The 25,203-nt window shown below is 44.3% G+C and carries 24 protein-coding genes; 20 read left to right on the top strand and 4 right to left on the bottom strand.

Annotated features, from left to right (window positions below; all coding sequences use genetic code 11):
- Nucleotide 1: 1 nt before the first annotated feature.
- Nucleotides 2–712, bottom strand: coding sequence for a TerC family protein (locus HF638_RS19405; protein ID WP_062835479.1), 711 nt, complete (start codon nucleotides 710–712; stop codon nucleotides 2–4).
- An 87-nt stretch (nucleotides 713–799) separates the two neighbouring features.
- On the opposite strand from HF638_RS19405, the gene HF638_RS19400 reads away from it, so the two are divergent.
- From HF638_RS19400 to HF638_RS19375, 6 genes are all read left to right on the top strand, one after another.
- Nucleotides 800–1,459: a TerC family protein gene (locus HF638_RS19400; RefSeq protein ID WP_169481641.1), complete on the top strand. Its 660-nt coding sequence runs from the start codon at nucleotides 800–802 to the stop codon at nucleotides 1,457–1,459.
- Nucleotides 1,460–1,756: 297 nt separating this feature from the next.
- Nucleotides 1,757–2,251, top strand: coding sequence for a hypothetical protein (locus tag HF638_RS19395; protein WP_169481640.1), 495 nt, complete (start codon nucleotides 1,757–1,759; stop codon nucleotides 2,249–2,251).
- Nucleotides 2,252–2,427: 176 nt separating this feature from the next.
- Nucleotides 2,428–4,272 carry a translational GTPase TypA gene (gene typA / locus HF638_RS19390; protein WP_169481639.1) on the top strand — a complete coding sequence of 615 codons (1,845 nt, stop codon included), beginning with the start codon at nucleotides 2,428–2,430 and terminating at the stop codon, nucleotides 4,270–4,272.
- Between the two features lie 306 nt (nucleotides 4,273–4,578).
- Nucleotides 4,579–4,875: a YlaH-like family protein gene (locus tag HF638_RS19385; protein WP_047843765.1), complete on the top strand. Its 297-nt coding sequence runs from the start codon at nucleotides 4,579–4,581 to the stop codon at nucleotides 4,873–4,875.
- A 90-nt stretch (nucleotides 4,876–4,965) separates the two neighbouring features.
- Nucleotides 4,966–6,027: an LCP family protein gene (locus tag HF638_RS19380; protein ID WP_169481638.1), complete on the top strand. Its 1,062-nt coding sequence runs from the start codon at nucleotides 4,966–4,968 to the stop codon at nucleotides 6,025–6,027.
- Between the two features lie 98 nt (nucleotides 6,028–6,125).
- Nucleotides 6,126–6,578: a pyridoxamine 5'-phosphate oxidase family protein gene (locus HF638_RS19375; protein ID WP_169481637.1), complete on the top strand. Its 453-nt coding sequence runs from the start codon at nucleotides 6,126–6,128 to the stop codon at nucleotides 6,576–6,578.
- Between the two features lie 7 nt (nucleotides 6,579–6,585).
- Here HF638_RS19375 and HF638_RS19370 read toward each other — a convergent pair whose 3' ends face one another.
- Nucleotides 6,586–7,281: a YhcN/YlaJ family sporulation lipoprotein gene (locus HF638_RS19370; protein ID WP_169481636.1), complete on the bottom strand. Its 696-nt coding sequence runs from the start codon at nucleotides 7,279–7,281 to the stop codon at nucleotides 6,586–6,588.
- Between the two features lie 152 nt (nucleotides 7,282–7,433).
- Here HF638_RS19370 and HF638_RS19365 point away from each other — a divergent pair, with 152 nt between their 5' ends.
- Together HF638_RS19365 and HF638_RS19360 are read left to right on the top strand one after the other, a co-directional pair.
- Nucleotides 7,434–8,768, top strand: a complete 1,335-nt coding sequence (locus HF638_RS19365) for a PhoH family protein (protein ID WP_169481635.1) — start codon at nucleotides 7,434–7,436, stop codon at nucleotides 8,766–8,768.
- A 221-nt stretch (nucleotides 8,769–8,989) separates the two neighbouring features.
- Nucleotides 8,990–10,258 carry an extracellular solute-binding protein gene (locus tag HF638_RS19360; RefSeq protein WP_169481634.1) on the top strand — a complete coding sequence of 423 codons (1,269 nt, stop codon included), beginning with the start codon at nucleotides 8,990–8,992 and terminating at the stop codon, nucleotides 10,256–10,258.
- 59 nt (nucleotides 10,259–10,317) lie between these two features.
- Here the strand turns inward: HF638_RS19360 and HF638_RS19355 are convergent, their stop codons facing one another.
- Nucleotides 10,318–11,397, bottom strand: coding sequence for a hypothetical protein (locus HF638_RS19355; RefSeq protein ID WP_169481633.1), 1,080 nt, complete (start codon nucleotides 11,395–11,397; stop codon nucleotides 10,318–10,320).
- 183 nt (nucleotides 11,398–11,580) lie between these two features.
- Nucleotides 11,581–11,817: a DUF2626 domain-containing protein gene (locus tag HF638_RS19350; protein ID WP_169481632.1), complete on the bottom strand. Its 237-nt coding sequence runs from the start codon at nucleotides 11,815–11,817 to the stop codon at nucleotides 11,581–11,583.
- A 316-nt stretch (nucleotides 11,818–12,133) separates the two neighbouring features.
- Here HF638_RS19350 and HF638_RS19345 point away from each other — a divergent pair, with 316 nt between their 5' ends.
- From HF638_RS19345 to HF638_RS19290, 12 genes are all read left to right on the top strand, one after another.
- On the top strand, nucleotides 12,134–12,784 hold the full coding sequence (locus HF638_RS19345; RefSeq protein ID WP_017687282.1) for an RsfA family transcriptional regulator: 651 nt from the start codon (nucleotides 12,134–12,136) through the stop codon (nucleotides 12,782–12,784).
- Nucleotides 12,785–12,934: 150 nt separating this feature from the next.
- Entirely contained in the window at nucleotides 12,935–13,894 is a 960-nt protein-coding gene (locus HF638_RS19340; protein ID WP_169481631.1) for a ketopantoate reductase family protein, read from the top strand.
- Nucleotides 13,894–14,268, top strand: a complete 375-nt coding sequence (locus HF638_RS19335) for a DUF3397 domain-containing protein (RefSeq protein WP_169481630.1) — start codon at nucleotides 13,894–13,896, stop codon at nucleotides 14,266–14,268. The genes HF638_RS19340 and HF638_RS19335 overlap by 1 nt, the downstream gene beginning before the upstream one ends.
- A 153-nt stretch (nucleotides 14,269–14,421) precedes the next feature.
- Nucleotides 14,422–16,119 carry a peptide ABC transporter substrate-binding protein gene (locus HF638_RS19330; RefSeq protein WP_169481629.1) on the top strand — a complete coding sequence of 566 codons (1,698 nt, stop codon included), beginning with the start codon at nucleotides 14,422–14,424 and terminating at the stop codon, nucleotides 16,117–16,119.
- 190 nt (nucleotides 16,120–16,309) lie between these two features.
- Nucleotides 16,310–17,242: an ABC transporter permease gene (locus HF638_RS19325; RefSeq protein ID WP_169481628.1), complete on the top strand. Its 933-nt coding sequence runs from the start codon at nucleotides 16,310–16,312 to the stop codon at nucleotides 17,240–17,242.
- 47 nt (nucleotides 17,243–17,289) lie between these two features.
- Entirely contained in the window at nucleotides 17,290–18,171 is an 882-nt protein-coding gene (locus HF638_RS19320; protein ID WP_371327939.1) for an ABC transporter permease, read from the top strand.
- 17 nt (nucleotides 18,172–18,188) lie between these two features.
- Nucleotides 18,189–19,958 (top strand): ABC transporter ATP-binding protein, encoded by a 1,770-nt coding sequence (locus HF638_RS19315; RefSeq protein ID WP_169481627.1) that lies wholly within the window; start codon nucleotides 18,189–18,191, stop codon nucleotides 19,956–19,958.
- A 157-nt stretch (nucleotides 19,959–20,115) separates the two neighbouring features.
- Nucleotides 20,116–21,747, top strand: coding sequence for a bacillithiol biosynthesis cysteine-adding enzyme BshC (gene bshC, locus HF638_RS19310; protein ID WP_169481626.1), 1,632 nt, complete (start codon nucleotides 20,116–20,118; stop codon nucleotides 21,745–21,747).
- A gap of 45 nt (nucleotides 21,748–21,792) precedes the next feature.
- The gene (locus tag HF638_RS19305) at nucleotides 21,793–23,058 is read left to right on the top strand and encodes an adenosylhomocysteinase (protein ID WP_169481625.1); all 1,266 of its coding nucleotides are present in this window, start codon (nucleotides 21,793–21,795) and stop codon (nucleotides 23,056–23,058) included.
- 277 nt (nucleotides 23,059–23,335) lie between these two features.
- Entirely contained in the window at nucleotides 23,336–23,773 is a 438-nt protein-coding gene (gene mraZ / locus HF638_RS19300; protein ID WP_017687291.1) for a division/cell wall cluster transcriptional repressor MraZ, read from the top strand.
- Between the two features lie 18 nt (nucleotides 23,774–23,791).
- Nucleotides 23,792–24,742: a 16S rRNA (cytosine(1402)-N(4))-methyltransferase RsmH gene (gene rsmH / locus HF638_RS19295; protein ID WP_169481624.1), complete on the top strand. Its 951-nt coding sequence runs from the start codon at nucleotides 23,792–23,794 to the stop codon at nucleotides 24,740–24,742.
- Nucleotides 24,743–24,769: 27 nt separating this feature from the next.
- The gene (locus HF638_RS19290; RefSeq protein WP_169481623.1) at nucleotides 24,770–25,198 is read left to right on the top strand and encodes a hypothetical protein; all 429 of its coding nucleotides are present in this window, start codon (nucleotides 24,770–24,772) and stop codon (nucleotides 25,196–25,198) included.
- Nucleotides 25,199–25,203: the final 5 nt, after the last annotated feature.

Raw genomic sequence — 25,203 nt, 5'->3', positions numbered from 1 at the left:
CCTATGAGTAGGAGCGCTGCTGCTCCCCGCCAGATCCCTTGTTGCTGGAGCTGCTGGAGCGTTTGCGATAACCCGCAAAGACTACGCCTGCAATAACAACAACGATGAAGAGAATGCGCAATGCCGGATGTTCAGTAAAGTAAGGCAAGAGTCGCTGCTCCTCAGTAATCATATTGGAAGCTGTATACCCGAGAACAATGGCTCCGACATAGATGATCCAAGGGAAGTGATTGATGAGCTTGATAAACAGGGTACTACCCCAGACGATGATCGGTACACTGATTAAGAGTCCGAGAATGACAAGCACGAGATGCTGCTGTGCAGCTCCGGCGACTGCAATCACGTTATCTAATCCCATGGCTGCATCCGCGATTACGATGGTTCGAATAGCGGTCCACAGGGAAGTTCCCGCCTGAATATCATTGTGTTCATCCCCCTGATCAGCCAATAATTTATAGGCAATCCAGATCAGAAGTATGCCTCCCACAAGCAAGAGCCAAGGCACCTTAAGCAACCATAACACAACAACCGTTGCCAAAATTCGAATCAGAAGTGCGCCGCCGGTTCCGTATAGAATCGCCTTTTTCTGCACGGAGGGATGCAAATTTCGAGCTGCAAGGCCAATGACGATGGCATTATCTCCAGCCAGAATGAGATCAATAAAGACAACGTTCAACAAAGCCAGCCAGAATGTGGGACTAAATAGCTCCATGGGATATGTCACTCCTTATATAATGTTCAATCATTAAGAATAGCATGGACAACTCTGACATACAAGTTAATGTGGGGGGATGAGGACATGGATACACTATGGCTGTTAACTGAGATTTTAATGATCAATCTGGTATTGAGTGGAGATAATGCGGTTGTTATTGCGCTTGCCAGCAAGGATCTGCCACCAATACAACGTAAAAAGGCGGTATGGTGGGGGGCTTTTGGTGCGGTACTGTTACGCTGCGTATTAACCTTCGTAGCAGTATTATTGCTGGGAATTCCGTTTATTCAGGCCGCAGGTGGTCTACTGTTACTCTGGATTGCAGTGAAGCTGCTGCTTCAAAATGATGATGAAGTACATATCCGAGAAGCTTCCACGACCTGGAAAGCCATTCAAACGATTCTGATTGCCGATTTTGTAATGAGTCTGGATAATGTCTTGGCCATAGCAGCATTGGCTGATGGAGATCTGGCTTTGATCGTCATCGGGATTGCTATCAGTATCCCTATTGTCGTATGGGGGAGTGGGTTAATTGTTGGTTTGTTGAAGCGATTTCCGATTCTGGTATTCGTCGGCTCAGGCATTCTGGCCTTCACAGCAGGTGAGATGGTAATGAAAGATCCAAAGTTAGGAGAATGGCTGGGAGGAATGGCATCAGAGGTACATACGCTGCTACCCGCAGCAATGGCTTGTCTTGTGGTCGCGGTTGGAGGCGCGCATAAATTTGTGCGGAAGAACGCATAGTTTGGTATCGGGTAAAAGCTTGGACATATGGCCGTCTGAACCGTCTGGTTTAGGCGGTTTTGTGTGGCGAGAAATCCTCTTGTCAATACATGTCCCATTGGGCTAGTCATAAGTTGCACATTTTAGGGTAATACAGGTAAAGGGAGCAAGTAAAGTGCGACATAAAGTATAGTTTTTTGGCGAAACATCGGATACACTAGAAGCAGGATTACAGGATTGAAAACCAATGACATCATGGAATGCGCATCGTTTATAAGAGTGAAAATACATAGCCAATGGTATAAGAGGTGAATTCAGATGAGGATGAGAAATGAAAAAGCGATTGGACTATTTATTGTGGTTGCGGGGATTATTATTCTGCTTGGCAAGTTTGGTGTGTTTGGATTCATTGGTCGTAATTTCTGGCCTTTGCTAATTCTGCTGCCAGGTATCGCCCTTCATGCGTTATACTATGCGCGTATTTCACCATCGTGGTCACTTGTTCCTGGTGGCATACTAACGGTGTATGGTGTTTTATTCAGTATAACGAATACATGGGGTGCAGGACTTATGAGCAGGCTGTGGCCAGCGTTCTTGCTGGGGATCGCCATAGGTTTACTCGAATATGGAATGGCTGAGCGGCGAAGACCGGAATTTGTGTTACCTGCAGCTCTGATCCTTGGAGCGGTGTCGATCATATTATTCGGATTTACCTTGCTTCAAACGGGAATAATCTATGTGTTGGCTGTCCTTTTGATCTTGGGCGGAGCCTGGTTATTGCTTGGTCGAGGGCGTCAAGGGAGAGGCTGGTAACATTCCCAGTGGTCTTTTCATGCGAAATATCTTGATTTTTACCTATGATCAACTATAATATAAGGGATATAGACATGCGTCGGGATATCACCGACGCTTATTTTGTGAGTAACCTGCGAAATTGCGGGAAGTTTAGTAGATAAGAATTGAAATTGGAAAGGATATGGATACAAACCATGCATTCAAGAGAACACATTCGCAATATTGCGATTATTGCCCACGTCGACCACGGGAAAACTACGCTCGTCGACAAGTTGCTCCAGCAATCCGGTACTTTCCGTGATCACGAAACGGTACAGGAGCGCGCAATGGACTCCAACGATTTGGAGCGTGAACGCGGTATTACGATTTTGGCCAAAAACACGGCTATAACTTATAAAGATTACCTGATCAACATTGTGGATACACCAGGACACGCCGACTTCGGTGGTGAAGTGGAACGTATCATGAAAATGGTTGACGGCGTATTGCTCGTTGTTGATGCATATGAAGGCTGTATGCCACAAACGAAGTTCGTACTTCGTAAAGCACTGGAGCACAACCTGACACCAATCGTTGTTGTAAATAAAATTGACCGTCCAGCGGCTCGTCCGACTGAGGTTATTGATGAAGTACTGGACCTGTTCATTGAACTGGGTGCCAACGATCAACAACTTGAATTCCCTGTTGTATATGCTTCCGCATTGAACGGAACATCCAGCATGGATAATGATCCTGCGAAACAGGACGACAACATGATGGCGATCTACAATACGATCGTTAGTCATATCCCTCACCCAACAGAGAATGTTGAAGAGCCACTTCAATTCCTCGTTACTTTGATGGACTACAATGAATACCTTGGCCGTATTGCCATTGGTCGTGTTAACCGCGGTGTGATCCGTCAAGGACAATCGGTAACGGTTATTATGCGTGATGGTAAAAGCAAAACTGCACGTATCGAGAAACTGTTTGGTTTCCAAGGTCTCAAGCGTGTTGAGACAGAAGAAGCAGGAGCAGGCGATATCGTTGCGATTGCAGGGATCAAGGACATCAACATTGGTGAAACCATCGCTGATCCGAATAACCCAGAAGCACTTCCAGTTTTGAAAATTGATGAGCCTACACTGCAAATGACGTTCCTCGTGAACAACAGTCCATTCGCAGGTCGTGAAGGTAAATGGGTAACTTCCCGTAAACTTCGTGAGCGTTTGTTCAAAGAGTTGGAAACAGACGTTTCCCTTCGTGTTGACGAAACGGAAAGCCCTGATGCATTTGTCGTTTCCGGACGTGGTGAGCTTCACTTGGGTATCCTGATTGAAAATATGCGTCGTGAAGGATATGAGCTTCAAGTATCCAAACCAGAAGTTATCGTAAGAGAAGTTGACGGTAAGAAAATGGAACCGGTTGAGCGCTTGTTGATTGATATCCCTGAAGAGAGCATGGGTTCCGTAATGGAGAGCCTGGGCGCACGTAAAGCAGAGATGGTTAACATGGTCAACACTGGTAGTGGACAAGTACGTCTGGAGTTCCTGATTCCAGCACGTGGTTTGATCGGATATAGCACAAACTTCCTGACTTTGACTCGTGGTTACGGTGTTATGAACCATGCATTTGACAGCTACGCTCCAGTAGTGTCCGGTCAAGTGGGTGGACGTCACCAAGGTGTACTGATCTCAACTGAAACGGGTACATCTACGTTCTACGGAATGATGGGCGTTGAGGATCGTGGTACGCTCTTCTTGGAGCCGGGTACTGAAATCTACGAAGGTATGATTGTTGGTGAACATACACGTGACAATGATATCGTTGTTAACATTTGCAAAGAAAAACAACTGACTAACGTTCGTTCTTCTGGTAAAGATGATACGGTTAAAATTAAAACTCCGATTATCTTCTCATTGGAACAGGCGCTTGAATATCTGAATGAAGATGAATATTGTGAGATTACACCAAAATCTATTCGTCTTCGTAAGAAGATCCTGAACAAATCCGAGCGTGAGCGTGCAGAAAAACAACGCAAAATGGCTTCAAAATCCTAATAACAACAAAATAATTTATATAAGTTAACGTTTGATGGAACACATCTACACCATCGACATCGATTACAGCCCGCTAAAGTAGTGGAGGATACGGAATCGATTCTGTAGGAGCGAAGCGTTCGCCTTTATCCCCGGATTTTACCATTGAGAAATGGATCAAAAAAAATATGGGGATAACAGCGACCAAAAGAACGATCCGAATCCGAAACGGTCGCATTGCAGAGCTTTGTAATTAATGTTGTTGGTGGTGTTCCATCAACCAGTTAACTTATATCCTAGCATGATAACGAAAGGAGCTGGCTGTGCATGCAAGCATGGTTCGCGTCAAACCCGATCGTAGCCTACATCGTCATCTTTGTATTGATTACTTACGTATATAACAAGGTGTTTCGGGTACGTCAGAAATTGCCGCTTGGTAAGGAAATCGTTCTCTATATATTGATGGCGATGGGCACATTCATGCTTCTTATTTTTCAAATCGACAAGCTTCCCATCATTCAATGTTTGCTGGTGGCGGTTGGTTTGATGTTATTAGTGAGAGTGCGTTATTTTATTGAAGGTCGTCAAAAGAAAAAAGCGGAAGCTGCCGCTCGAAACTCATAAATCCTGTCTTGTACAGACCATCCGTTTTCCTTAGGGAAAGCGGTTGTCTTTTATTTAGACAAAAACAGATGTGATAAAGGTGTTGAAGATATGAACTCGAATTCGAACGGACTGCCTCCACGGAGACAGGCACCGACGCAATCCGGCGCTTCTGGATCGAAGAATGGCAAGGGAAAGCAGCCTAAGAAGAAAAAGAGAATGAATGCTTTTGGCAGAATCTTTTTGAGTCTATTGGTTATTGCCATTGTGGTAGGCGGCGGATATGCGTATTGGGTATACAATCAAGTCGTTGATACAGGCATCGACAAACCGGTACCTCCGGGGATGTCAGCCACAACCAAACCGATCACGATGTTGTTGCTTGGTACGGATAACCGTCCGGAAACTGGTACGTATCTCTCGGATGTCGTTATGGTAGCTTCGTTGAATCCGGAGACCAAGACGGCAACCATTGTATCTTTGCCACGAGACACACGTATTCAATTAGATGGATACAAATCCAACAAGCTGAACTCCTATTATCCAAGGTTCAAAGCACAGGAAAAAACCTCCGGCAAAAATGCAGAGGATCAGATGAAAGAAATGATGGGCAAATATTTGGATGTAGATATTAATTATACAACCGTCCTGAATTTCCAGGCGTTCCGTGATGCTGTCAATGCTGTAGGTGGCGTGGATGTGACTGTGGATAAAAATATGTGTTACAGAGATACAGCCGACGGTACGGATATCAATCTGGTCGCTGGCGCACAACATCTCGATGGTAAAGCGGCACTGGACTTTGTTCGTTACCGGAAATCCAATTGTGATCCAAAGACTGCTGAATCCAACGACTTTGATCGTAACAAACGTCAAAACCAAGTGCTGAACTCTATGCTGGATCAGATGAAATCTCTTGGAGGCATTACGAAGATTAGCAAAGTGATTGGTGCAGTGGATGATAACATGACGACAGATGTGGAATCGGAACAAATGAAAAACTTTATCTCGACGTATTGGAACATATCTACCTCGGATGTGCATTATACTCCGGTTACCGGAGAGTGGAGAAGTCCATATGTGTATATTAATGAGACGGAACTCGCCAATGCAAAGCAGGCTTTGCAAGATACACTTTCAGGTAAAGTAACGACTTCACCTTCAGCCGAATAACCTTCATTCTTTTGGGATTGGAAGCACGCTAATTGGTATGCTATAATAACATAAACCAAGTTTAAGAATTGCATAAAGAAGGTTAGGGGGCTGGTTGAATGTCCGAAGCCGTCACACAATTAACTGATTCTCTTTTACAGCAATTCAAGAATGAGACCTTTGTGCTTCTGAGCACAGTGGATGTAGAATCCGGAGGTCCGACTTCAACAGCCATCTCCTGGATTTATGCGGAGAATGCTTCTACGTTTCGTGTAGCGATCGATCATCGTTCACGCTTAGTAAACAACATGATTAAGAATCCGCTCATTACAGTTACTGTCTTTGGAGAAGAGACGGTGTACGCAGTGAACGGACGTGCTGCGGTACGACAAGATCCGCTGCAGGATGTTCCATTTAATATGTGCTGTTTCGACATTACGATTGAAGCGGTGAGGAATGCTCTGTTTTACGGCGCTCAACTGTCTTCTGTGCCTCAATATGTCAAAATATATGATCAGCGTGCTGCTGAGAAATTAGATGAGCAGGTTTTTGCTGCCATGAAAAAAGCCTAGTGAGAGATCACTGGGCTTTTTGTTGTTTTTTGTCCGATGAATGCAGCTGCTGCATTTGTTGTTCTGGATTCTCATGTTCATCCGGATTTTGACGGACTTTGACGTCTTTTGGTAGTTGGGGAATAATGCGTCCCACCATGTCAGCGAGTTCTGAAGCAAAACCGGAGATCGGGTGTCCTTGACGAATATGTTCACCAATTTCTTTAATTCGTTCAGTGACATCCGCATCTGCAGTAACAATGGAATCTACGCCTTCGGGGTCTTTGCGAAGTGCCTCGGCTACAGAGTACTTAATGGTACCTACTCGAGCACGTTCCAGTTCACCATCAACATCAATGCCAACTACGGCTGTATTACCGAGTATGACGCAGTTCGCATCTTCAACACCTTCGACTTGCTTGGCAAGGGCTTTAAGATGATTAATCCGTTTTTCATTTGGCATCCGGCCATTCTCTGCATCATCCGCAATGTTGGTATCATGGACTTCACCCGTATTTTCATTGAGACGGTTCAGACGTGAAGGGTTCATCCGATCTTCCTGTGCATTGAGCATGTGAGATCCTTTCCTTTGATCTTGCTGAGTTGTTACATTTCCTCCGTAACCTTTTGCATGTGTACCCTGATTCGGCGAAGCGTTGCGTGTGGGACTGTTGCAACCTGTAAGTATAAAGATCAGAAGCAGTGTGCATACCCATATTTTCATAAATGTTCATCCTTTCTTGGAGTTTTTCAGAATGGTTGACAATTATTTTGCCCTAGTCGAATACATTTATGTATGGGATCATGATTGTCCATGCCGCTGCTGAAAGATCACACTATCCATGCCTTTAACGACGCCGCTTTGGAGGGGATTGAATGAAAAAGATTTTTGTATTGGATACCAACGTGCTTCTGCATGACCCCAATGCCATATTTGCCTTTGAGGAACATGAGGTAATCATTCCCGCGGTTGTACTGGAGGAGATCGACTCCAAAAAAAGAAATGCCGATGAGATTGGGCGTAATGCCCGTAATGTATCCAGACTTTTGGATGGATTACGTGAGCTGGGTCACCTGCACAGTGGGGTGCCTTTGGCTAATGGAGGTAATCTGAAAGTAGAGCTGAATCATCGGAGTTTCGTGAAAGTTCAGGAAATGTTTGGTGAAGTGTCCAATGATAATCGCATTTTGGCCGTCGCACTGAATTATCAGATTGAGGAGAATGAGAAGGAAGTAGTCGAACGTCAGGTGGTGCTGGTCAGTAAAGATGTACTGGTGCGTATCAAAGCGGATGTACTTGGTCTGTTCACACAGGATTACTTATCAGATCGGACGGCAGGACTCAGTGAGTTATATCCAGGTTATACAGCCCTAAAAGTTCACCCGTCAGTGATTGATGAGTTTTACACATATCGTTTTTTACCGATCAAACCGTTACAATTGTCTTATTCGCTGTATCCGAATGAATTCGTCATTCTCAAGGATGAGATGGGAACCAATAAATCGGCTTTGCTTAAAGTGAATACAGAGGGAACGAAGCTGGAGCCGCTTTTCCTCAGTAATGATAATGTCTGGGGCATTAGCGCTCGTAACGCGCAACAACGCATGGCACTGGAACTGCTTTTGAATGATGACATCCCGCTGGTTACCATCACTGGTAAAGCTGGAACAGGAAAAACCTTGCTGGCACTTGCAGCGGGTCTGCTTAAGGTAGAGGATGATCATAAATACAAAAAACTGTTGATCGCTCGTCCTGTCGTTCCGATGGGGAAAGATATCGGTTACTTGCCTGGTGAGAAGGAAGAAAAGCTCCGGCCATGGATGCAACCGATTTATGATAATTTAGAGTTCTTGTTTGACACCAAAAAATCCGGAGATATCGATAAAATTCTAATGGGGCTTGGCAGTATTCAGGTGGAGGCTCTAACATATATTCGTGGAAGATCGATACCTGGACAGTTTATCATTATTGATGAAGCACAGAACCTGTCCCGCCATGAAGTGAAAACGATCGTATCAAGGGTCGGTGAAGGCAGTAAAATCATCTTGATGGGAGACCCTGAGCAAATAGACCATCCGTATCTCGATTCGGCAAGTAACGGTCTGACGTATATCGTAGAAAGGTTCAAACAAGAGGGGATTAGCGGACATATTATGCTCGAAAAAGGAGAACGTTCCAAGCTAGCACAGCTTGCAGCTGATTTATTGTAAAATTCAGGGTATTTATTTCCCGGAAAATGTTGCTATTAAAGCCGGCTCTTGGAGCCGGCTTTTTGCTGAAAAAATAAGAAAGCGTTATTGCACAGAACTCTGTATGCTCTTATTATGCAAAAATCCGAAAAAGTGTTTTTCGGCAGGGTAGGACAAGAGTACTACTTATTTGTTACAATAATTGCTGCAGGAAAAAACTAGGTGAACAAGGAGGGGAGTTAATGAAGCGTAGACATCAGGTTGTTTTGTTCGCGGTATTGCTGCTTTCGTTAACGATCCTGTCTCCGAGTTTTGACTTCAGAGGTTCACAGCTCAACCAGGAACGAGACCAGGAAAAGGATACCTTTCCGGGTTCTTCTTCCCGTAATGAGGATGCTCAAGCCCCACTGGAGATTGTAGTCGCCATGTCGGATGAAGAGTTTCATGCCTTTCAAAAGATAGCCAAAGAAGTTGCTGCTTCACAGTTAGTAGAGATTAATCTTCGGAATGAGAAGCCGGATACATATAAGCGTGTTTTGGATCTTGAGTTTTCACTGGGGGAGAACGGGGATGTGGTTCTGCTTGATAGTGAGGAAGTGCAATACTATGCCAAAAAAGGGCATCTGTATCCGTTAAACGGTACGACATTATCAAAGTCGCTTGGAGAGACGGTAGCCAGGCTACGTGGAATGACAGAGTGGAATGGTTATCAATGGGGGATGCCTTTTGATTTTGACCCGTACATTCTGGCGGCAAAATCTTCATTTCTGAAGAAAGCTGGTCTGGAGATGTTACCTCACAGTAAAGATCAATGGACCAAACTCACTCAACAATCCATGGCGGAAGGAATTCCGTTAATTGCAATGAACATGAGTGATATGTACGGGACGAGTGCGTGGTTGAATCATTTTGAACCGGGGATGGCACCTGATCAAGTTAAACGTTCGCAAACTTCTCCGCAAACAAGTGGTCTTGAGCAGGGCATTCAGTTAATGGATCAGATTCAGCCCTATATTAGGGGCCAATCTACCAATCCGGAGTTCTCTCCAACTGCTGACCAGAACGGAACACCGATGGTTGTAACATTGTTATCGCAATTATTAAGTATAGAGCAAGAGAGTACAGTTGATAAAGGTTCTTTAGAGCGCATTACTTTCGAAACTTTGGAATCAGTGGAGTCCAGAAGTCTTGTTATTACTGCCGGTTCGGTTGAGGCTGAGGAAGCCAGCAGATGGATTGAAGGCATGACGTCCGCTACGACACAGTTGAAATGGTATCAACAGGTTAATCGCTTGCCTGCAAAGCAACAGGAACTGGATTTGGAGTCTGAGAAGCTCGCTGGACGTTATGACATGACCAAGGGACAATCCTGGTTTTCAACCGAAGATGTCCCCGCTGCAACGGCCGAAAGTCATGCTGTGATAACACGATTTCATAAAAAGGTGCAGCAATTCTTAAAGGGTGAGATTACAGCCAATCAATACGTAGATAGTATTAGAGCGAAAAATTAACTTTAAGTTCGTGTTCAAAAAGTTTGGTTTTCAGTACCGAGAAGATGGAATGAAGCCCTCTAAAAAGATATAGCCAGTTTTACTTCCAGTACACCCTCACTTGTTGATACATCAGTGGCTTTGACAAAGGACAGAATTTTCTGTGGATAGAATCCAAGGTCAAATTCTCTTTCCAGCATTCGGCGAGTAGTGTCTGGTAATTCAAGCTGATTGAATACAAGTTTGTCCACATGAAAACGTATGGAGTTTTGAGGTTCATTTTCTACCGTATAATGTCCTTCAATGCTTAGTTGCAATTGATCCCGCTGACCGGAAGCTGTAATCTTATCCTGATTGAACTTAAAAGCAAAGTCTTCAAAGATGGAATTCTGGGAACGAAGAAACGCATTAAGCTCATCCTGGCCAATTCGAATTGTATACGTTGTTCCGGTTGTGGAAATACCTCCGTTTTGCTCTTGAATAAAGTCTGGAAGGTTCTGCATGGCAGATGCCAAAGCTTTGAAATATCGTTTCACCTCATAGATGCCTATGTTCTCCCAATAGAGAGTCAGTTCATCCATCAGTTTTTGAATCGCTGCCGCATCTCCGCTGGTGGCTATTTGGGCGTCCACTTCTTTTTGCAGGGCGACTACACGTTCCCGCTGGTTTTGAAGATTAGTCTTCATTTCAGATAATTCTGCTGTAGTCTGACGAATCTGAGTGGAAGTCTGTTGCAGGTCGCGATAACGTTCCTGATACTTGTCTAGCACAGCCTGATCCCGTCCTATAATAATTTGGTAATAATCATACAGTACAAACAGGTCTTTGAATGACCTGGCTCCCAGGACCGTCATGAGAAGACTGTCACGTTCACCGGTATAGTAGGATCTTACCACAGCCCCGGCCCGATCTTGCTGAATATGTATCTGCTGTTCCTGTTCCTGAAGCTGGATGGATAATGTCTCGTATTGTTGAGCCAGCTGCTTCTGCCTTTCTGAGATGCGTTCGATTTCATGATCGATTTCGACGATGGATAGACTTTTTTGCAATATTTCACGTGTATCCTCGGGTGAAGACTCTCCATAGGCATAAGTTGATGGTAGTTGAAGAAATACAATGATGCATAATATAAAGGCGTTAATGCCGTATTGACGTTTCACCGATCATTCTCCTTTCTACTTCTTAAATGACAATAGTACAGGCTTGTTGTCTTCCAGACAATATATGAAACAAATACGTGAAATATCCTTAGTGGTTACATAACACCACGAACCATCATTTAATCTGAACATAACAAAAAAGCAACCCGACTGATGCCGGATCACTTTGATGTTGCAGGTGGATTAGAGCGGCAACCCCATTTGGAATACGGTCCAGTAGCTGAACCCCGAGAATGTCACGATCATATAACCCCAGAAGAGCAATATGTACGTTCGTTCAGTAAATTTCAAGTATCCCAAAATGACAAAAAACGCAGTCTGCAGGAAAAAAAGCAAAGCCATTTCGACCAGATCTCCCGCAAAAGCCATCAGGCCAATCGCAAGCGTGAAGAACCCGAGTACCCGAAACATGCGTGCCACGGTAAATCCTCCTCTCCTAAGTGCGATCATAGATTGTCTACACAACATTATACCGGGAAAGGAAAAACGTGTAAACAAAATTGGATATGAAAGCGAATTCTTTTTTTTGCCCTGTAGCAAGTAAAGCAGGAGTAGTTTTACATATGTTACGTATGAGCAAGCCTAAATGTGGAAATACATTTTAGTATGAAATCAATTCTATGAACTCTATGAGAGGCATAAGAATGAATGAAGCAGCTTTTATACCTAATTCACATACCGGGCTTCCGGTAATGCGGACGGTTATTTTAGGATGTTGTTAGGAGGGTATTATAGCATGACTGCAGTGAGACAGGATGCTTGGAGTACAGAAGACGATTTGATATTAGCTGAGGTTACTTTGCGTCATATTCGGGAAGGTAGCACACAACTGGCCGCTTTTGAAGAGGTAGGCGAAAAAATAGGCAGAACTTCTGCCGCATGCGGTTTTCGCTGGAACAGCTGTGTACGTAAAAAGTATGAGTCTGCTATCAGTAACGCCAAGGCACAACGGCAAAAACGTAGTTATCTCAGAAAGCAGCCGGCTATGCTGGGACCGCAGGTTGCAGCTCTGTCTACACTGGATACCGAAGAACATCTGTATAAATCAGATGGGATCTCGGACGATTCATTATCTATGGATGCTGTAATCCGCTTCCTGCGACAATGGAAAGGAACAGTGCAGGAGAGCAGTCGTCAGCTCAAGATGCTCGAGAAGGAGCTTCGGGAGAAAGAAGATGAATTGCTTGAACTACGGTGCGAGAATGACCGTCTCTCCAAGGAAGTGAACGAAGTACAAACGGATTACCGTGTGGTGAATGACGATTACAAAGCTTTGATTCAGATTATGGATCGGGCTCGCAGACTCGCATTTTTGTCTGAAGAAGAAGAGGAACTCAAAACACGTTTCAAGATGGATGCCAACGGGAACCTGGAACGAATTGAATAGCAAGAACAGGCCTTTGATTTGCAAAAGTCAGATATAGACCCGCCACACCTCCGTTACGTAACGGCAGGTATGACGGGTTTTTAGTTTGGTGATTTTGTTCTATTATAGATAAGAGAAGAGCAACTACTGAAGCGGAGAGGAGTGCATCATATGATCATTGACATCGTAGGAGCGGGGTCACTGGGACTTTTGTATGGCGGAAAACTGCTGGCAGCAGGTAACGAAGTTCGATTTTGGACCAGAACATCCGCTCAGGTAGATTTACTAAGTCGTGATGGAGTAACGATCGTGGAACAAGACGGGAAGATACATATTCAACCAGATCAGATACAGGCAAAACCGATAAACGAGCTGTCGGACACATGGGAGCGCACGCCTGGAGAGTGGTTATTGCTCATGGTTAAGCAAACAAGCATTGACGAGTTCATTCATGAGGTTGGTCCATTGAAAGATCATGTGATAAACATCGCGTGCTTCCAAAATGGGATGGGCCATCTGGAGAAATTACAAGCTGCTTTGCCGCATTCCCTTATATGCAGCGCGATTACAACAGAGGGTGCGAAGCGTGCCCAGTATCAGGTCACTCGGGCGAGTGCAGGTGAAACCAGACTGGGAAGGCGCAACATACCTATCGAAGCTCCTACCTCAATAGAGGAGGAGAGAACATTTACTCTTTCGAGACTTCTGCAGCAGGCAGGATTTGACTGTACAGTGTCGAATGAAATCGATAAGCTGATATACAGGAAACTGTTGATCAACGCGGTCATTAACCCGCTTACGGCATTATGGCGAATCCCCAATGGTGAATTGATCATTAAGGAAGATCGCAAGAAGCTTATGCGACAGTTATATGATGAAACACTGGTAATCTACTCAGCCAGTGGAATAAGGCTAGATCAGGATATGTGGGAGCAACTGATCGGTGTCTGTCGTTCCACAGCCACGAATACTTCCTCGATGCTTGCAGATGTTCTCCAAGGACGTGGCACAGAAGTCGGATCAATCAACGGACATATTGTAAGGATGGCACAAAAGTCAGGCCTTGCTGCACCTACACATGAAATACTGCTTCATCTGATTGAAGGAATGCAACCGGAAGGAGTGAGTTAATGGGACTTTTTATTGTATTGAGCATACTACCTTTTTTTCCGTTCTTTCTTGTATATTGGGGAATGTACATTTGGAAAAAAGACAAACGCACAGCGTTGCGAATGGCAATGGATGTAACCACTTTTTTTCTTGTATTTTCAGTTTCAGCGTTATTCAACTTAACATTTGACTCGAATTTTGGTTTTTATCTGACATTAATACTCATACTAGTAGCACTTGGATTCATCGGGGGTGCGCAAAATCGACTAAAAGGGAAGGTCGATAGGGGTAGAATGTTCCGGGCCGTATGGCGCATGTCTTTCGTCATCATGAGTTTCGGGTATATTTTGTTTACTTTATTTGGATTATTTAGATACTTCATGCAACAGATGTGAGGATACATAACGCAAAAGGGCTAAAAAATGTGTCGATTTTGTCGAAAACTGAAAAAAACATTACTTTCTGAAAAAGTAATGTAGATTTTTTTGACCGGTGGTTGTATAATCTATAAACATATAAACCATATCAATTTAGGGGGAACGTGTTAGATGAAAAGGAAAAGTCTATTAGTCCTTTTGACGCTGATTTTGGCGTTCGGTACCGTACTTGCAGCGTGCGGATCGAAAAACGAAGGCACAGGTAACACCGATACTGGTTCTGCAAACGAAGGAAATGGTCTTGCTAAAGATCAAATCTTGAAAATCAACCTGTCAGCTGAACCTCCTACGTTGGACCCGGCTCAAGCAAAAGACAGCCAAACCAACACAGTTTTGAAATTCTTGTATGAAGGTCTTGTACGCATCGATGCTGATGGTAAAGAACAAGCAGGCGTAGCTAAAGACTGGACAATCTCCGAAGATGGTTTGAAATATGTTTTCAACCTGAACCCGGAAGCTAAATGGAGCAACGGTGATGCAATCACTGCCGAAGACTTTGTTCGTTCTTGGGAACGTGCTTTGAAACCGGAAACAGCTTCTCCATATGCTTACCAATTGTACTACATCAAAGGCGCTGAAGGTTACAACCTCAGCAAAGACGAAACATACACTGGTACTAAAATCACAGAGTTCTCACAAGTAGGCGTTAAAGCTACTGATGCGAACACACTGGAAGTAACGTTGGAAAACCCAACACCTTACTTCTTGGGTCTGACAGCATTCTACACGTACTACCCAGTACATGCATCTGCTGACACGAATGACAAATTCTTCACAGACTACAAAAACATGATCGTTAACGGACCATTCGTAATGGATCAATACGCTAAAGGTCAAAAAATTGTTGTGAAGAAAAACGATGGCTATCATGCAGCTGCCGACATCAAATTGGCTCAAATCGATATGTCCCTGACTAACAGCAGTGCTTCTGAACTGCAAGCTTACAAATCAGGACAATTGGACTACACTGGTGCACCTAACGGTGAAATTCCATCCGATCAAATTCCTTCTGTAAAAGCGGAATTGCCGGACGAGTTCAAAGCTACTGGTATTGCAAGTACGTACTACTATCAGTTCAACGTAAATGAAGCACCATTCAACAACGTTAAAATCCGTAAAGCATTTGCAATGTCCATTAACCGTCAACTGATCGTTGACAAAGTAACACAAGGTGGACAAATTCCAGCATTCGGCTTTGTACCTCCAGGTATCCGTGGTGAAAACGGCGAGTTCCGTGATGAGCACAAAGACGATTACTTCACTGAAAATGTAGAAGAAGCTAAAGCATTGCTTGCTGAAGGTATGAAAGAAGAAGGTTACACAACATTGCCAGCTGTTACTTTGATCTACAACACAAGTGACGGTCACGCGAAAATTGCGTTGGCAATTGCTGATATGTGGAAACAAAATCTTGGTGTTGACGTGAAATCAGAAAACCAAGAGTGGGGCGTATTCCTTGAGAATCGTCAAAACCAAAACTTCCAAGTCGCTCGTGCAGGCTGGTCTGCTGACTACAACGATCCATACAACTTCTTGGAAATGTGGACTACTGGAAACACAAACAATGATTCCAAATTCAGCAACGAACAGTATGACAAAGATGTTAAAGACACTGTGAAATCTGCTGATCCAGCTGCACGTATGGCTGCATTTGCTGACGCTGAGAAAATCCTGATTCAAGATGAAATGGGCGTTATGCCAATCTATTACTACACTAACGTATCTTTGACTAAGCCTTACCTGAAAGACGTACAACTTGATTTCAGTGGAGCTATTGACTTCACTCGTGCATATCTGGAAGAGAAATAAGTTGTTCTGAAGTCTAATATGATTACTTCGGGATATATATGTGGAATTCCATATATATCCCGATTTTTTTGTATGTGCACCGATTTTCCTTATAATTCTTGAAATTTCCGATAAATGGATTGGACTTTATTTCTGTCTAATTCTACAATCGATTTGTATACAAAATATTGTTTGTGGAGGTGTGCAAGGGTTGGTTAAGTACGTTTTGAAAAAACTACTATTTATGCTGCTATCGCTTTTCATACTCGCATCGATGACTTTCTTCCTGATGAAGGCCATTCCTGGTGACCCTTTTACATCCGAGAAAAAAGTATCACCTGAAATCCGTGCACTCTTGGAAACCAAGTATGGACTGGATAAGCCGATGTATGAACAATACCTGAAGTATATGGGTGGAATTGTCAAAGGAGATTTCGGGGTTTCAATGAAATATTTGAATCGCGATGTGTCCAGTATGATTGCTGAAACATTCACTGCTTCACTGAAGCTTGGTATCTTTGCGATCATTATCTCCATTGTTGTTGGTGTATTGCTGGGTCTTCTCGCAGCAGTCTATCATCGCAAATTAATTGATGATGTCACAATGGTCATAGCTGTCATAGGTATTGCTGTTCCGAGCTTCTTGCTCGCATCATTACTACAGTATCTATTTGCCTTCAAATTGGGATGGTTCAACGTTATGGGCTTCGACGGACCACTTGACTATGTTCTCCCAGTTGCAGCATTGTCTGCATCACCAATTGCCTTTATCGCACGATTGACTCGTTCAAGCATGCTGGAAGTTTTACATGCAGATTATATCAAAACAGCTAAAGCCAAAGGTTTGAAATGGCCAGCGATTATGTTTAAACACGTTGTAAGAAACGGTATTCTACCGGTAGTAACTTATGTTGGTCCAATGACAGCGAATATCATCACAGGTTCCGTTGTAATTGAACAGATCTTTAACATCGGGGGAATTGGTAAAGTATTCGTAGAAAGTATCACAAACCGGGATTACACCATGATTATGGGAATCACGATTTTCTATGGTATTCTCCTCATGTTGGCACGTTTCCTAACAGATATTGCTTACGTGCTGATCGATCCTAGAATTAAGCTGGAAAGCCGGAAGGGGGCATAACGTTGTCTGGCACGAATAATAAAAAGAATGAAACGGCGAACACTAACCTGACTAGTCAGGCAGCGGTTAAACCGCAAGAAAGTGTATCCCTTTTTAAAGATGCCATGTACAGACTTGCAACCAATAAGGCTGCTATGATAAGTCTGGGTGTATTGGTTCTTGTCGTGATTTTCTCTTTGATTGGTCCAACTTCTTTGTTTACAAGTTATAATTACTATTCAAATGATTTGATGAATGCCAACGCAGCGCCTAGTGCCGAGCATTGGTTCGGTACGGATGAACTTGGTCGTGATGTATGGGTAAGAACATGGGTTGGTGCACGTGTATCCCTTACTGTAGGTTTGGCAGCAGCTCTGATTGACCTTGTTATTGGTGTAATCTATGGTGCTATTATGGGTTACTATGGCGGACGTGTTGATGGTATCATGAACAAGTTCTCCGAAATCTTGTATTCCCTGCCTTACATGCTCGTTGTTATCTTGTTGCTGGTTGTATTGGAACCAAGTCTGACAACCATCATCATTGCCCTCACCATTACAGGCTGGATCAGTATGTCTTGGATTGTACGTGGTGAGATTATGCAACTCAAAAACAGAGACTTCATTCTCGCGGCACGCTCCATGGGTGCAAGTACAGGACGTCAATTGTTCCGTCACTTGTTGCCAAATGCAGTGGGTCCGATTATCGTAACTTTGACATTGTCTATTCCTAACGCAATCTTTGCAGAGGCGTTTCTGAGCTTCCTCGGACTTGGTGTATCTGCACCGAGATCATCCCTAGGATCCATGATCAATGACGCACTCACAGGCTGGACGCTGTATCCTTGGCGGATGTGGTTCCCGGCAGGTCTGATGGTTCTGACTATGCTTGCATTTAACTTGCTCGGTGACGGTCTGCGCGACGCACTCGATCCGAAATTACGTAAATAGAAATAGGAGGTGGGATTATGGAGCCGATTTTAACAGTCAAGGACTTGAGCGTGTCATTCTCAACGCGCTCTGGTGAATTTGATGCCGTTAAAAATGTGAGTTTTGAAATTGGCAAAGGAGAGACGCTGGGGATCGTAGGTGAATCTGGTAGTGGTAAGAGTGTTACCGCCCAAACCATCATGAAATTGATTCCCTCCCCGCCTTCGAAGGTCAAAAGCGGAGAAATTACTTTTCACGGGCAAGACCTGCTGAATAAGACAGACAAACAAATGGAAGCGATTCGTGGTAAAGATATCGGTATGATCTTCCAAGATCCAATGACTTCTTTGAATCCTACCATTAAAATTGGTAAACAAATTACCGAAGTATTGCGCAAGCACCAAAACATGTCCAAACAAGCAGCGGATAAAGCTGCGTTGGAAATGTTGGAACTTGTAGGTATCAAAAATGCGGCTATTCGCATGAATCATTACCCACACCAATTCTCTGGTGGTATGCGTCAGCGTGCCATGATTGCGATTGCGCTTGCTTGTCGTCCATCCCTTCTGATTGCGGATGAGCCGACAACTGCACTTGACGTTACAATCCAGGCTCAAATTCTGGATGTAATGAAAGATATGCAGCAAAAGCTTGGAACATCAATCATGCTCATTACGCATGACCTTGGTGTTGTAGCAGGTATGTGTGACCGTGTTGTTGTTATGAAAGAAGGCGAAGTTGTTGAAACAGGAACAACTGCTGAAATCTTTAGTAATCCTCAACATCCATATACGATTAAATTGCTGAATGCTTTACCTCGCCTGGACGAGCCCAAAAAGGAAAAACCAGCTCCAGCTGGTATTATCAAAGGCAGCAACAAGCCTCTGGTGCAAGTGAAAAACTTGAAACAATACTTTAATTTGGGCAAAGGTAACATTCTCAAAGCGGTCAATGATGTAAGCTTTGATATCTTTGAAGGTGAAACACTTGGCGTTGTAGGCGAGTCCGGCTGTGGTAAATCCACAACAGGTCGTACTATTCTGCGTCTTTATGAGCCAACTGGTGGAAATGTTAACTTTAACGGAACGGATATCTACAAGTTGTCCCCGCGCAAAATGAAAGAAATGCGTAAAGATATGCAGATGATCTTCCAAGATCCATATGCATCCCTTAACCCGCGTTTCAACGTAATGGATATTATCGGGGAGTCCCTTGATATTCATGGTCTGGCTTCCAGCTCTAAAGAGCGTAAGAGACGAGTGGAAGAGTTGCTTGATCTGGTAGGTTTGAATCCAAGTCATGCACTTCGTTATCCACATGAATTCTCTGGTGGTCAAAGACAACGGATCGGGATTGCGCGTGCACTTGCTGTAGACCCTAAATTCATCATCTGTGATGAGCCATTGTCTGCACTGGATGTATCCATTCAGGCGCAGGTCGTTAAATTGCTTGAAGAACTTCAGCAACGTCTCGGCTTGACATACCTGTTTATTGCGCATGACTTGTCCATGGTTAAACATATCAGTGACCGTGTAGCTGTAATGTACATGGGTAAAGTGGTTGAACTCGCAGAAAGTGAAGAATTGTATGCGAACCCTATTCACCCTTATACCAAAACATTGCTTTCAGCGATCCCTGTGCCTGATCCGGAAGTGGAAGCGAACAAACGTCGCATTTTGCTGCCGGATGAGCATATGAGTCCGATTCAGAATGGATCTGGCGGTCCTGCAAATGACCCGTACAACCTGGAAAATGCTCAATTGATTGAGGTTTCCAAAGGTCATTGGGTTGCAGAACCTTACGTATAATAGAAATATTAAAGTGATATGCTATTATTGATGTATTATGTGCCGCCGACTCGTTCGGCGGTTTTTTTCGTTTTTTAATTACTTTCTTTTGACGAAGCGCCCCTGAATTCGGTACAATCAAGAAAGGCTCTTTGAAGCAGAATAGGAGGCAGACCTCATGAACGGTATTACCGAGGCACTCCGCAGCGGATCAAGACTTGCAGAAGATTATATCTGTTCAAGAGATGCTGCGCGTGTCCTTTACGAGTATGACATTCGCTGGGAATCAGGACTTCAGGCACGTGCCGAGTGGCTGGACCAATCGGAAAACACACGTATTGATCGTCTTGATCTGGCAGAGTATTTACGTATATATAATAAACGGGTGAACGACCATGGAGAGGTTCATGCGTCCATCACACGTCTTGCAGAACAAGGTGCATTGGTGGTTACAGGAGGACAGCAAAGTGGTTTGCTAACCGGACCACTGTTTGTCATATACAAAGCCGCCAGCGTAGTGGCAGCTGCGCGTGAAGCTGAAGAAAGACTTCAACGCCCGGTCGTTCCCGTATTCTGGATCGCGGGTGAAGACCATGACTGGGATGAAGTTAACCATACGTATCTGCCTGATCACCAGGGAGACATGAAGAAAGTCAAGTTGCAAGGACGATTCACAGGAAGGGATTCTGTGAGTAATGTTCATGTGGATACGCAGCAGTGGATGAGTGTACTCGAGCAGGTTGAACATCTGTTGCCTGATACGATACATAAACCAGGATTGATGAAATGCATTACTGAGATCCATCAATCCAGTTCGAATCTGAGTGATGCCTTTGCCCGCATGATATCCGCTTTGTTTGCCAGCAGTGGACTTGTACTAATGGATGCATCAGATCCGGACTTACGCAGGCTGGAACAGCCCATATTTGAACGACTCATCCGACAAAATGAAGTGTTACGTAACGCTTACACACAAGGATCTTCGTTAGTACAACAAGCTGGTTATGCTATGCCTGCCGAAGTGGCTGAGGATGGAGCCAATCTGTTTTATATCCATGAAGGCACACGTTTGCTTTTGCTGCTTAAGGATGGCTTGTATGGCGATCGTAAAGGGCTGGTTTCTTTCACAGAGGAGCGTCTGCTTCAGGAACTGGAAGAGCATCCCGAGCGCTTCAGTAACAACGTATTGACGCGGCCATTAATGCAGGATTCCGTTCTACCAGTAGCCGCTGTTATTTTGGGTCAAGGTGAAATTGCATATTGGGGTTTGACTCGCGAAGCGTTCCGTCAGTTCGGACTGCAAATGCCTATTTTGTTGCCACGCTTGTCTTTCACCGTTATGGAAGATATTCATGATAAACATATGAAGCAATATGGACTTTCTTTTCAGGATGTTCAATATGATATGGAAGATAAGAAGGAACAGTGGCTCGCACAACAGGAGACGTTCCAAGTAGATGAACAATTTGATAAGGTTCAGGAAGCATTTCTGGATCTGTATGGCCCATTGTTAGATGAAATTACGGAAATCCATCCGGGGTTGGAACGAATTGGAGATACCAACTTGAATAAAATCAACGAGCAAATGCAGTATCTCAAACAGCAGACTCAAAAAGCCATTGAGGATAAACATAATGTAAGTCTAAGGCATTGGAACGGCATTCAAAACTCTCTATTCCCGACGGGCAAACCGCAGGAACGAGTACATAATGCACTCTTTTACCTGAATCGTTATGGCACCGAGTGGATCGATGAACTGATTAAGGCTTCAAGCGAATTCCGTGGAGAGCACAAGGTTATTGCACTGTAGAGACCCTTTATAATAGAAGAAACACATAAACGAGGAGGACGTGAAATGACTACACCTGCATTGCAAAACAGTATTGTTAAAGATATGGGACTCGCTTCAGAGGGGCATTTGAAAATTGATTGGGTAGAGGCGCACATGCCGGTATTGAACCGTATTCGTCGCCAGTTTGAACAGGATCTTCCTTTTAAAGGTTTGAAGGTTGCTATTTGTCTTCATCTGGAGGCAAAAACAGCTTACTTGGCAAAAGTGATCCAAGCCGGCGGGGCAGAAGTAACGATTACGCACAGTAACCCATTGTCTACACAAGATGATGTATGCGCAGCATTGGTAGAGGATGGCGTTACCGTATATGCGAAGTACAACCCGGAACCTGCGGAATTCAAATCACTGCAGCTTCGTGCACTTGAGGTGAAACCTGATCTCATTATTGATGATGGCGGAGACTTCGCAACCATTATTGCATCCGAGCGTCCTGACCTCGCAGCGACGATTCGCGGAGGAGCAGAAGAAACGACAACGGGCATTATTCGTTTGAAAGCATTGGCGAAAGAAGGCCAATTGAAATTCCCGATGGTGGCAGTTAATGACGCATACTGCAAATATCTGTTTGATAATCGTTATGGCACAGGTCAATCCGCATTTGACGGTATTATTCGTACAACCAATCTGGTTATAGCAGGGAAAAATGTAGTAGTAGCCGGATATGGTTGGTGTGGTAAAGGGGTAGCGATGCGCGCCAAAGGTCTTGGAGCGAATGTGATCGTAACCGAGATTGATCCAATCAAAGCGGTAGAAGCACACATGGACGGATTCCGGGTCATGACGATGGTGGAAGCCGCCAAGTTGGGCGATTTCTTTATCGCAGTTACAGGTAATAAGGATGTTATCACGGGTGAACATTATGATGTGATGAAGGACGGAGCAATCCTGAGCAATGCAGGTCACTTTGATGTTGAAGTGAATAAACCTGAACTGGCTAAACGTTCGGAATCAATTCGCACAGTTCGCCGCAATATTGAGGAATATCGTTTCAAAGATGGTCGTAAAATGTACCTTCTTGCAGAGGGTCGTCTGGTGAACCTGGGTGCAGCAGATGGTCACCCTGCCGAAATCATGGATACGACGTTTGCTCTACAGGCGCTTGGTCTGCGTTATGTGAGTGAAAATTATGCTGAACTAGGTAAAAACGTTGTTAATGTACCTTATGATATCGACCAACAGGTTGCCAGCTATAAACTTGAGAGCCTGAATATTGGCATTGATTCCTTGTCAGCAGAACAGGAAAGATACCTGGATAGCTGGAAATTTTAAGCACTATCCAATAATTACAAGCTGATGAAATGATTCAAAGGGTATAGAATGGTTTATTGATGATTGATATGGCTCATGTGCGGGTAGACATACGATTGCCCGTATACGGGAAACGTCTTTGATCCTGAGTGACAGGATCAAAGACGTTTTTTTATGCTGAAAAATTAAAAAATCAAAGAATGCAAGAAGGGTTTTGATTTTTTTGTGCGAATCTATTATGCTTAGGTGGTGGAAAGTGGGGCAAAGTGGGAGAAACGGGTGAGGAGTGAGTGGGCCAATGTTTATGGGGGAGTTCCAACATAGCATTGATGATAAGGGTCGGGTTATCATTCCGGCTAAATTCCGCGAATCTCTGGGACCTTCTTTCGTTGTCACACGGGGTTTGGACCAGTGTCTTTTCGTGTACCCCATGGAGGAGTGGGGGGTCATGGAACAGAAGCTCAAAGCACTGCCATTGATGAAATCTGATGCACGTGCGTTTACCCGGTTTTTTTTCTCGGGTGCAACCGAATGTGAACTGGACAAACAGGGCAGGGTAAATCTGCCGGGCAATTTAAGAGAGTATGCCAAGCTGGACAAGGATTGTGTTGTTCTTGGCGTGTCGAACCGGGTGGAGATTTGGAGCAAAGGCATATGGGAGAGTTATTTCAATCAATCCGAAGAAGCATTCAACGACATTGCCGAAAAGCTGGTCGATTTTAATTTTGATTTATAAAGTCAGGAGGGGTGCAGGTTGTTTCACCACATAACCGTACTCAAAGAAGAGGCAACAGAGGGATTAAACATCAAGCAGGACGGTATATACGTGGACTGCACTTTAGGCGGTGGCGGACATAGCTCCGTGATTGCATCCAAGCTCGGTCCAGGGGGACGTCTGATCGCACTTGATCAGGATGATTGGGCTTTGGATAATGCTCGCGAGAAGCTCGCTGCCTATGGAGAACGTGTAACATTGGTGAAAACCAATTTTAGAGATCTGGAACAGGTACTCAAGGATCTGGATGTACCGATGAAGGATGGCGTACCACAGGTCGATGGTATCTTGTACGACTTGGGTGTGTCATCTCCGCAATTTGATGAAGGAGAACGTGGATTCAGCTACAATCACGATGCTCCGCTCGATATGCGAATGGACCAGGATGCAATGCTGACGGCCAAAGAGATTGTGAATGAATGGCCAGAAGAAGAGATTGCTCGAATTTTGTATCGCTATGGCGAAGAGAAGTTTTCGAGAAGAATTGCTCGTGTTATCGTCGGAAAACGAGCTCAGGCTACCATTGAGACGACTGGTGAACTAGTGGAACTGATCAAGGAAGGCATACCGGCCGCAGCTCGCCGTACCGGTGGACATCCTGCCAAACGCAGCTTCCAGGCATTACGGATTGCCGTCAACGATGAGTTGGGGGCGTTTGAAGAAGGCCTACATCAGGCTGTTCGTTGTCTGGCACCAGGAGGACGTGTATCTGTTATTACCTTCCACTCCCTTGAGGATCGGATATGTAAACAGATTTTAAGCAGTTATCTGGAGAAATGTACATGTCCACCCGATTTTCCATTGTGTGTATGTGGGGGCAAGGGGTCCCTGCGTTTAATTAACAGAAAACCGCTGATTCCAACGGAAACGGAATTGGCCGAAAATTCACGTGCTCGTTCAGCCAAGCTGCGCGTAGCCGAGAAATTGTAGATCAAGAGTGGAGGAGAGAATCGGAGTATGGCATATACACGTGGTAATCTCGCCGTAAAAGAGAAAGCGTCCCAGGAACGTGTGACCCAGCAACGATACAAAGAAACCACCAAAGTGGTGACCCGTCGTACGGGTCTTCCGGCACGCGAGAAAATTTTGTATCTGATTACCCTGGTTGCAGTGATCCTTGTTGGAGGAGCCTTGATGTCTCGTTATGCTCATATCTATGATCTGAACAAGCAGGCACAGTCCACTATTTCGGATATCAAGGGGTATGAGAAGACGATTGCAGACCTGCAAGTGGAAAAAGAAACATTGAACAACCAGGTCATCGAAAATGCAAAACAACTTGGGTACGTTGAAGCTTCAGGTAAGGATGTCATTTTTGTACCTCGCTCAACAAGTACGAAATCAACAGGTACTGAATCGTCCTCGAATACAGCAAGCAGTAAGTAAAGAGG

This window comes from Paenibacillus sp. SZ31 (genome assembly GCF_012912005.1).
In the GTDB taxonomy this organism is placed as follows: domain Bacteria; phylum Bacillota; class Bacilli; order Paenibacillales; family Paenibacillaceae; genus Paenibacillus.
Note: the sequence above shows the minus strand (reverse complement) of the source record. Positions and strands in the feature narration are given on the sequence as shown.

Excerpts from the sequence above, each read along its gene's own strand:
- bshC (WP_169481626.1), top strand. The coding sequence starts at position 20,116 with ATGAACGGTATTACCGAGGCACTCCGCAGCGGATCAAGACTTGCAGAA.
- HF638_RS19370 (WP_169481636.1), bottom strand. The coding sequence starts at position 7,281 with ATGAAAATATGGGTATGCACACTGCTTCTGATCTTTATACTTACAGGT.
- HF638_RS19365 (WP_169481635.1), top strand. The coding sequence starts at position 7,434 with ATGAAAAAGATTTTTGTATTGGATACCAACGTGCTTCTGCATGACCCC.
- HF638_RS19290 (WP_169481623.1), top strand. The coding sequence starts at position 24,770 with ATGGCATATACACGTGGTAATCTCGCCGTAAAAGAGAAAGCGTCCCAG.
- HF638_RS19335 (WP_169481630.1), top strand. The coding sequence starts at position 13,894 with ATGGGACTTTTTATTGTATTGAGCATACTACCTTTTTTTCCGTTCTTT.
- HF638_RS19375 (WP_169481637.1), top strand. The coding sequence starts at position 6,126 with ATGTCCGAAGCCGTCACACAATTAACTGATTCTCTTTTACAGCAATTC.
- HF638_RS19380 (WP_169481638.1), top strand. The coding sequence starts at position 4,966 with ATGAACTCGAATTCGAACGGACTGCCTCCACGGAGACAGGCACCGACG.
- HF638_RS19340 (WP_169481631.1), top strand. The coding sequence starts at position 12,935 with ATGATCATTGACATCGTAGGAGCGGGGTCACTGGGACTTTTGTATGGC.
- typA (WP_169481639.1), top strand. The coding sequence starts at position 2,428 with ATGCATTCAAGAGAACACATTCGCAATATTGCGATTATTGCCCACGTC.
- HF638_RS19305 (WP_169481625.1), top strand. The coding sequence starts at position 21,793 with ATGACTACACCTGCATTGCAAAACAGTATTGTTAAAGATATGGGACTC.
- HF638_RS19330 (WP_169481629.1), top strand. The coding sequence starts at position 14,422 with ATGAAAAGGAAAAGTCTATTAGTCCTTTTGACGCTGATTTTGGCGTTC.
- HF638_RS19345 (WP_017687282.1), top strand. The coding sequence starts at position 12,134 with ATGACTGCAGTGAGACAGGATGCTTGGAGTACAGAAGACGATTTGATA.
- HF638_RS19315 (WP_169481627.1), top strand. The coding sequence starts at position 18,189 with ATGGAGCCGATTTTAACAGTCAAGGACTTGAGCGTGTCATTCTCAACG.
- HF638_RS19405 (WP_062835479.1), bottom strand. The coding sequence starts at position 712 with ATGGAGCTATTTAGTCCCACATTCTGGCTGGCTTTGTTGAACGTTGTC.
- HF638_RS19385 (WP_047843765.1), top strand. The coding sequence starts at position 4,579 with ATGCAAGCATGGTTCGCGTCAAACCCGATCGTAGCCTACATCGTCATC.
- mraZ (WP_017687291.1), top strand. The coding sequence starts at position 23,336 with ATGTTTATGGGGGAGTTCCAACATAGCATTGATGATAAGGGTCGGGTT.
- HF638_RS19395 (WP_169481640.1), top strand. The coding sequence starts at position 1,757 with ATGAGGATGAGAAATGAAAAAGCGATTGGACTATTTATTGTGGTTGCG.
- HF638_RS19360 (WP_169481634.1), top strand. The coding sequence starts at position 8,990 with ATGAAGCGTAGACATCAGGTTGTTTTGTTCGCGGTATTGCTGCTTTCG.
- HF638_RS19400 (WP_169481641.1), top strand. The coding sequence starts at position 800 with ATGGATACACTATGGCTGTTAACTGAGATTTTAATGATCAATCTGGTA.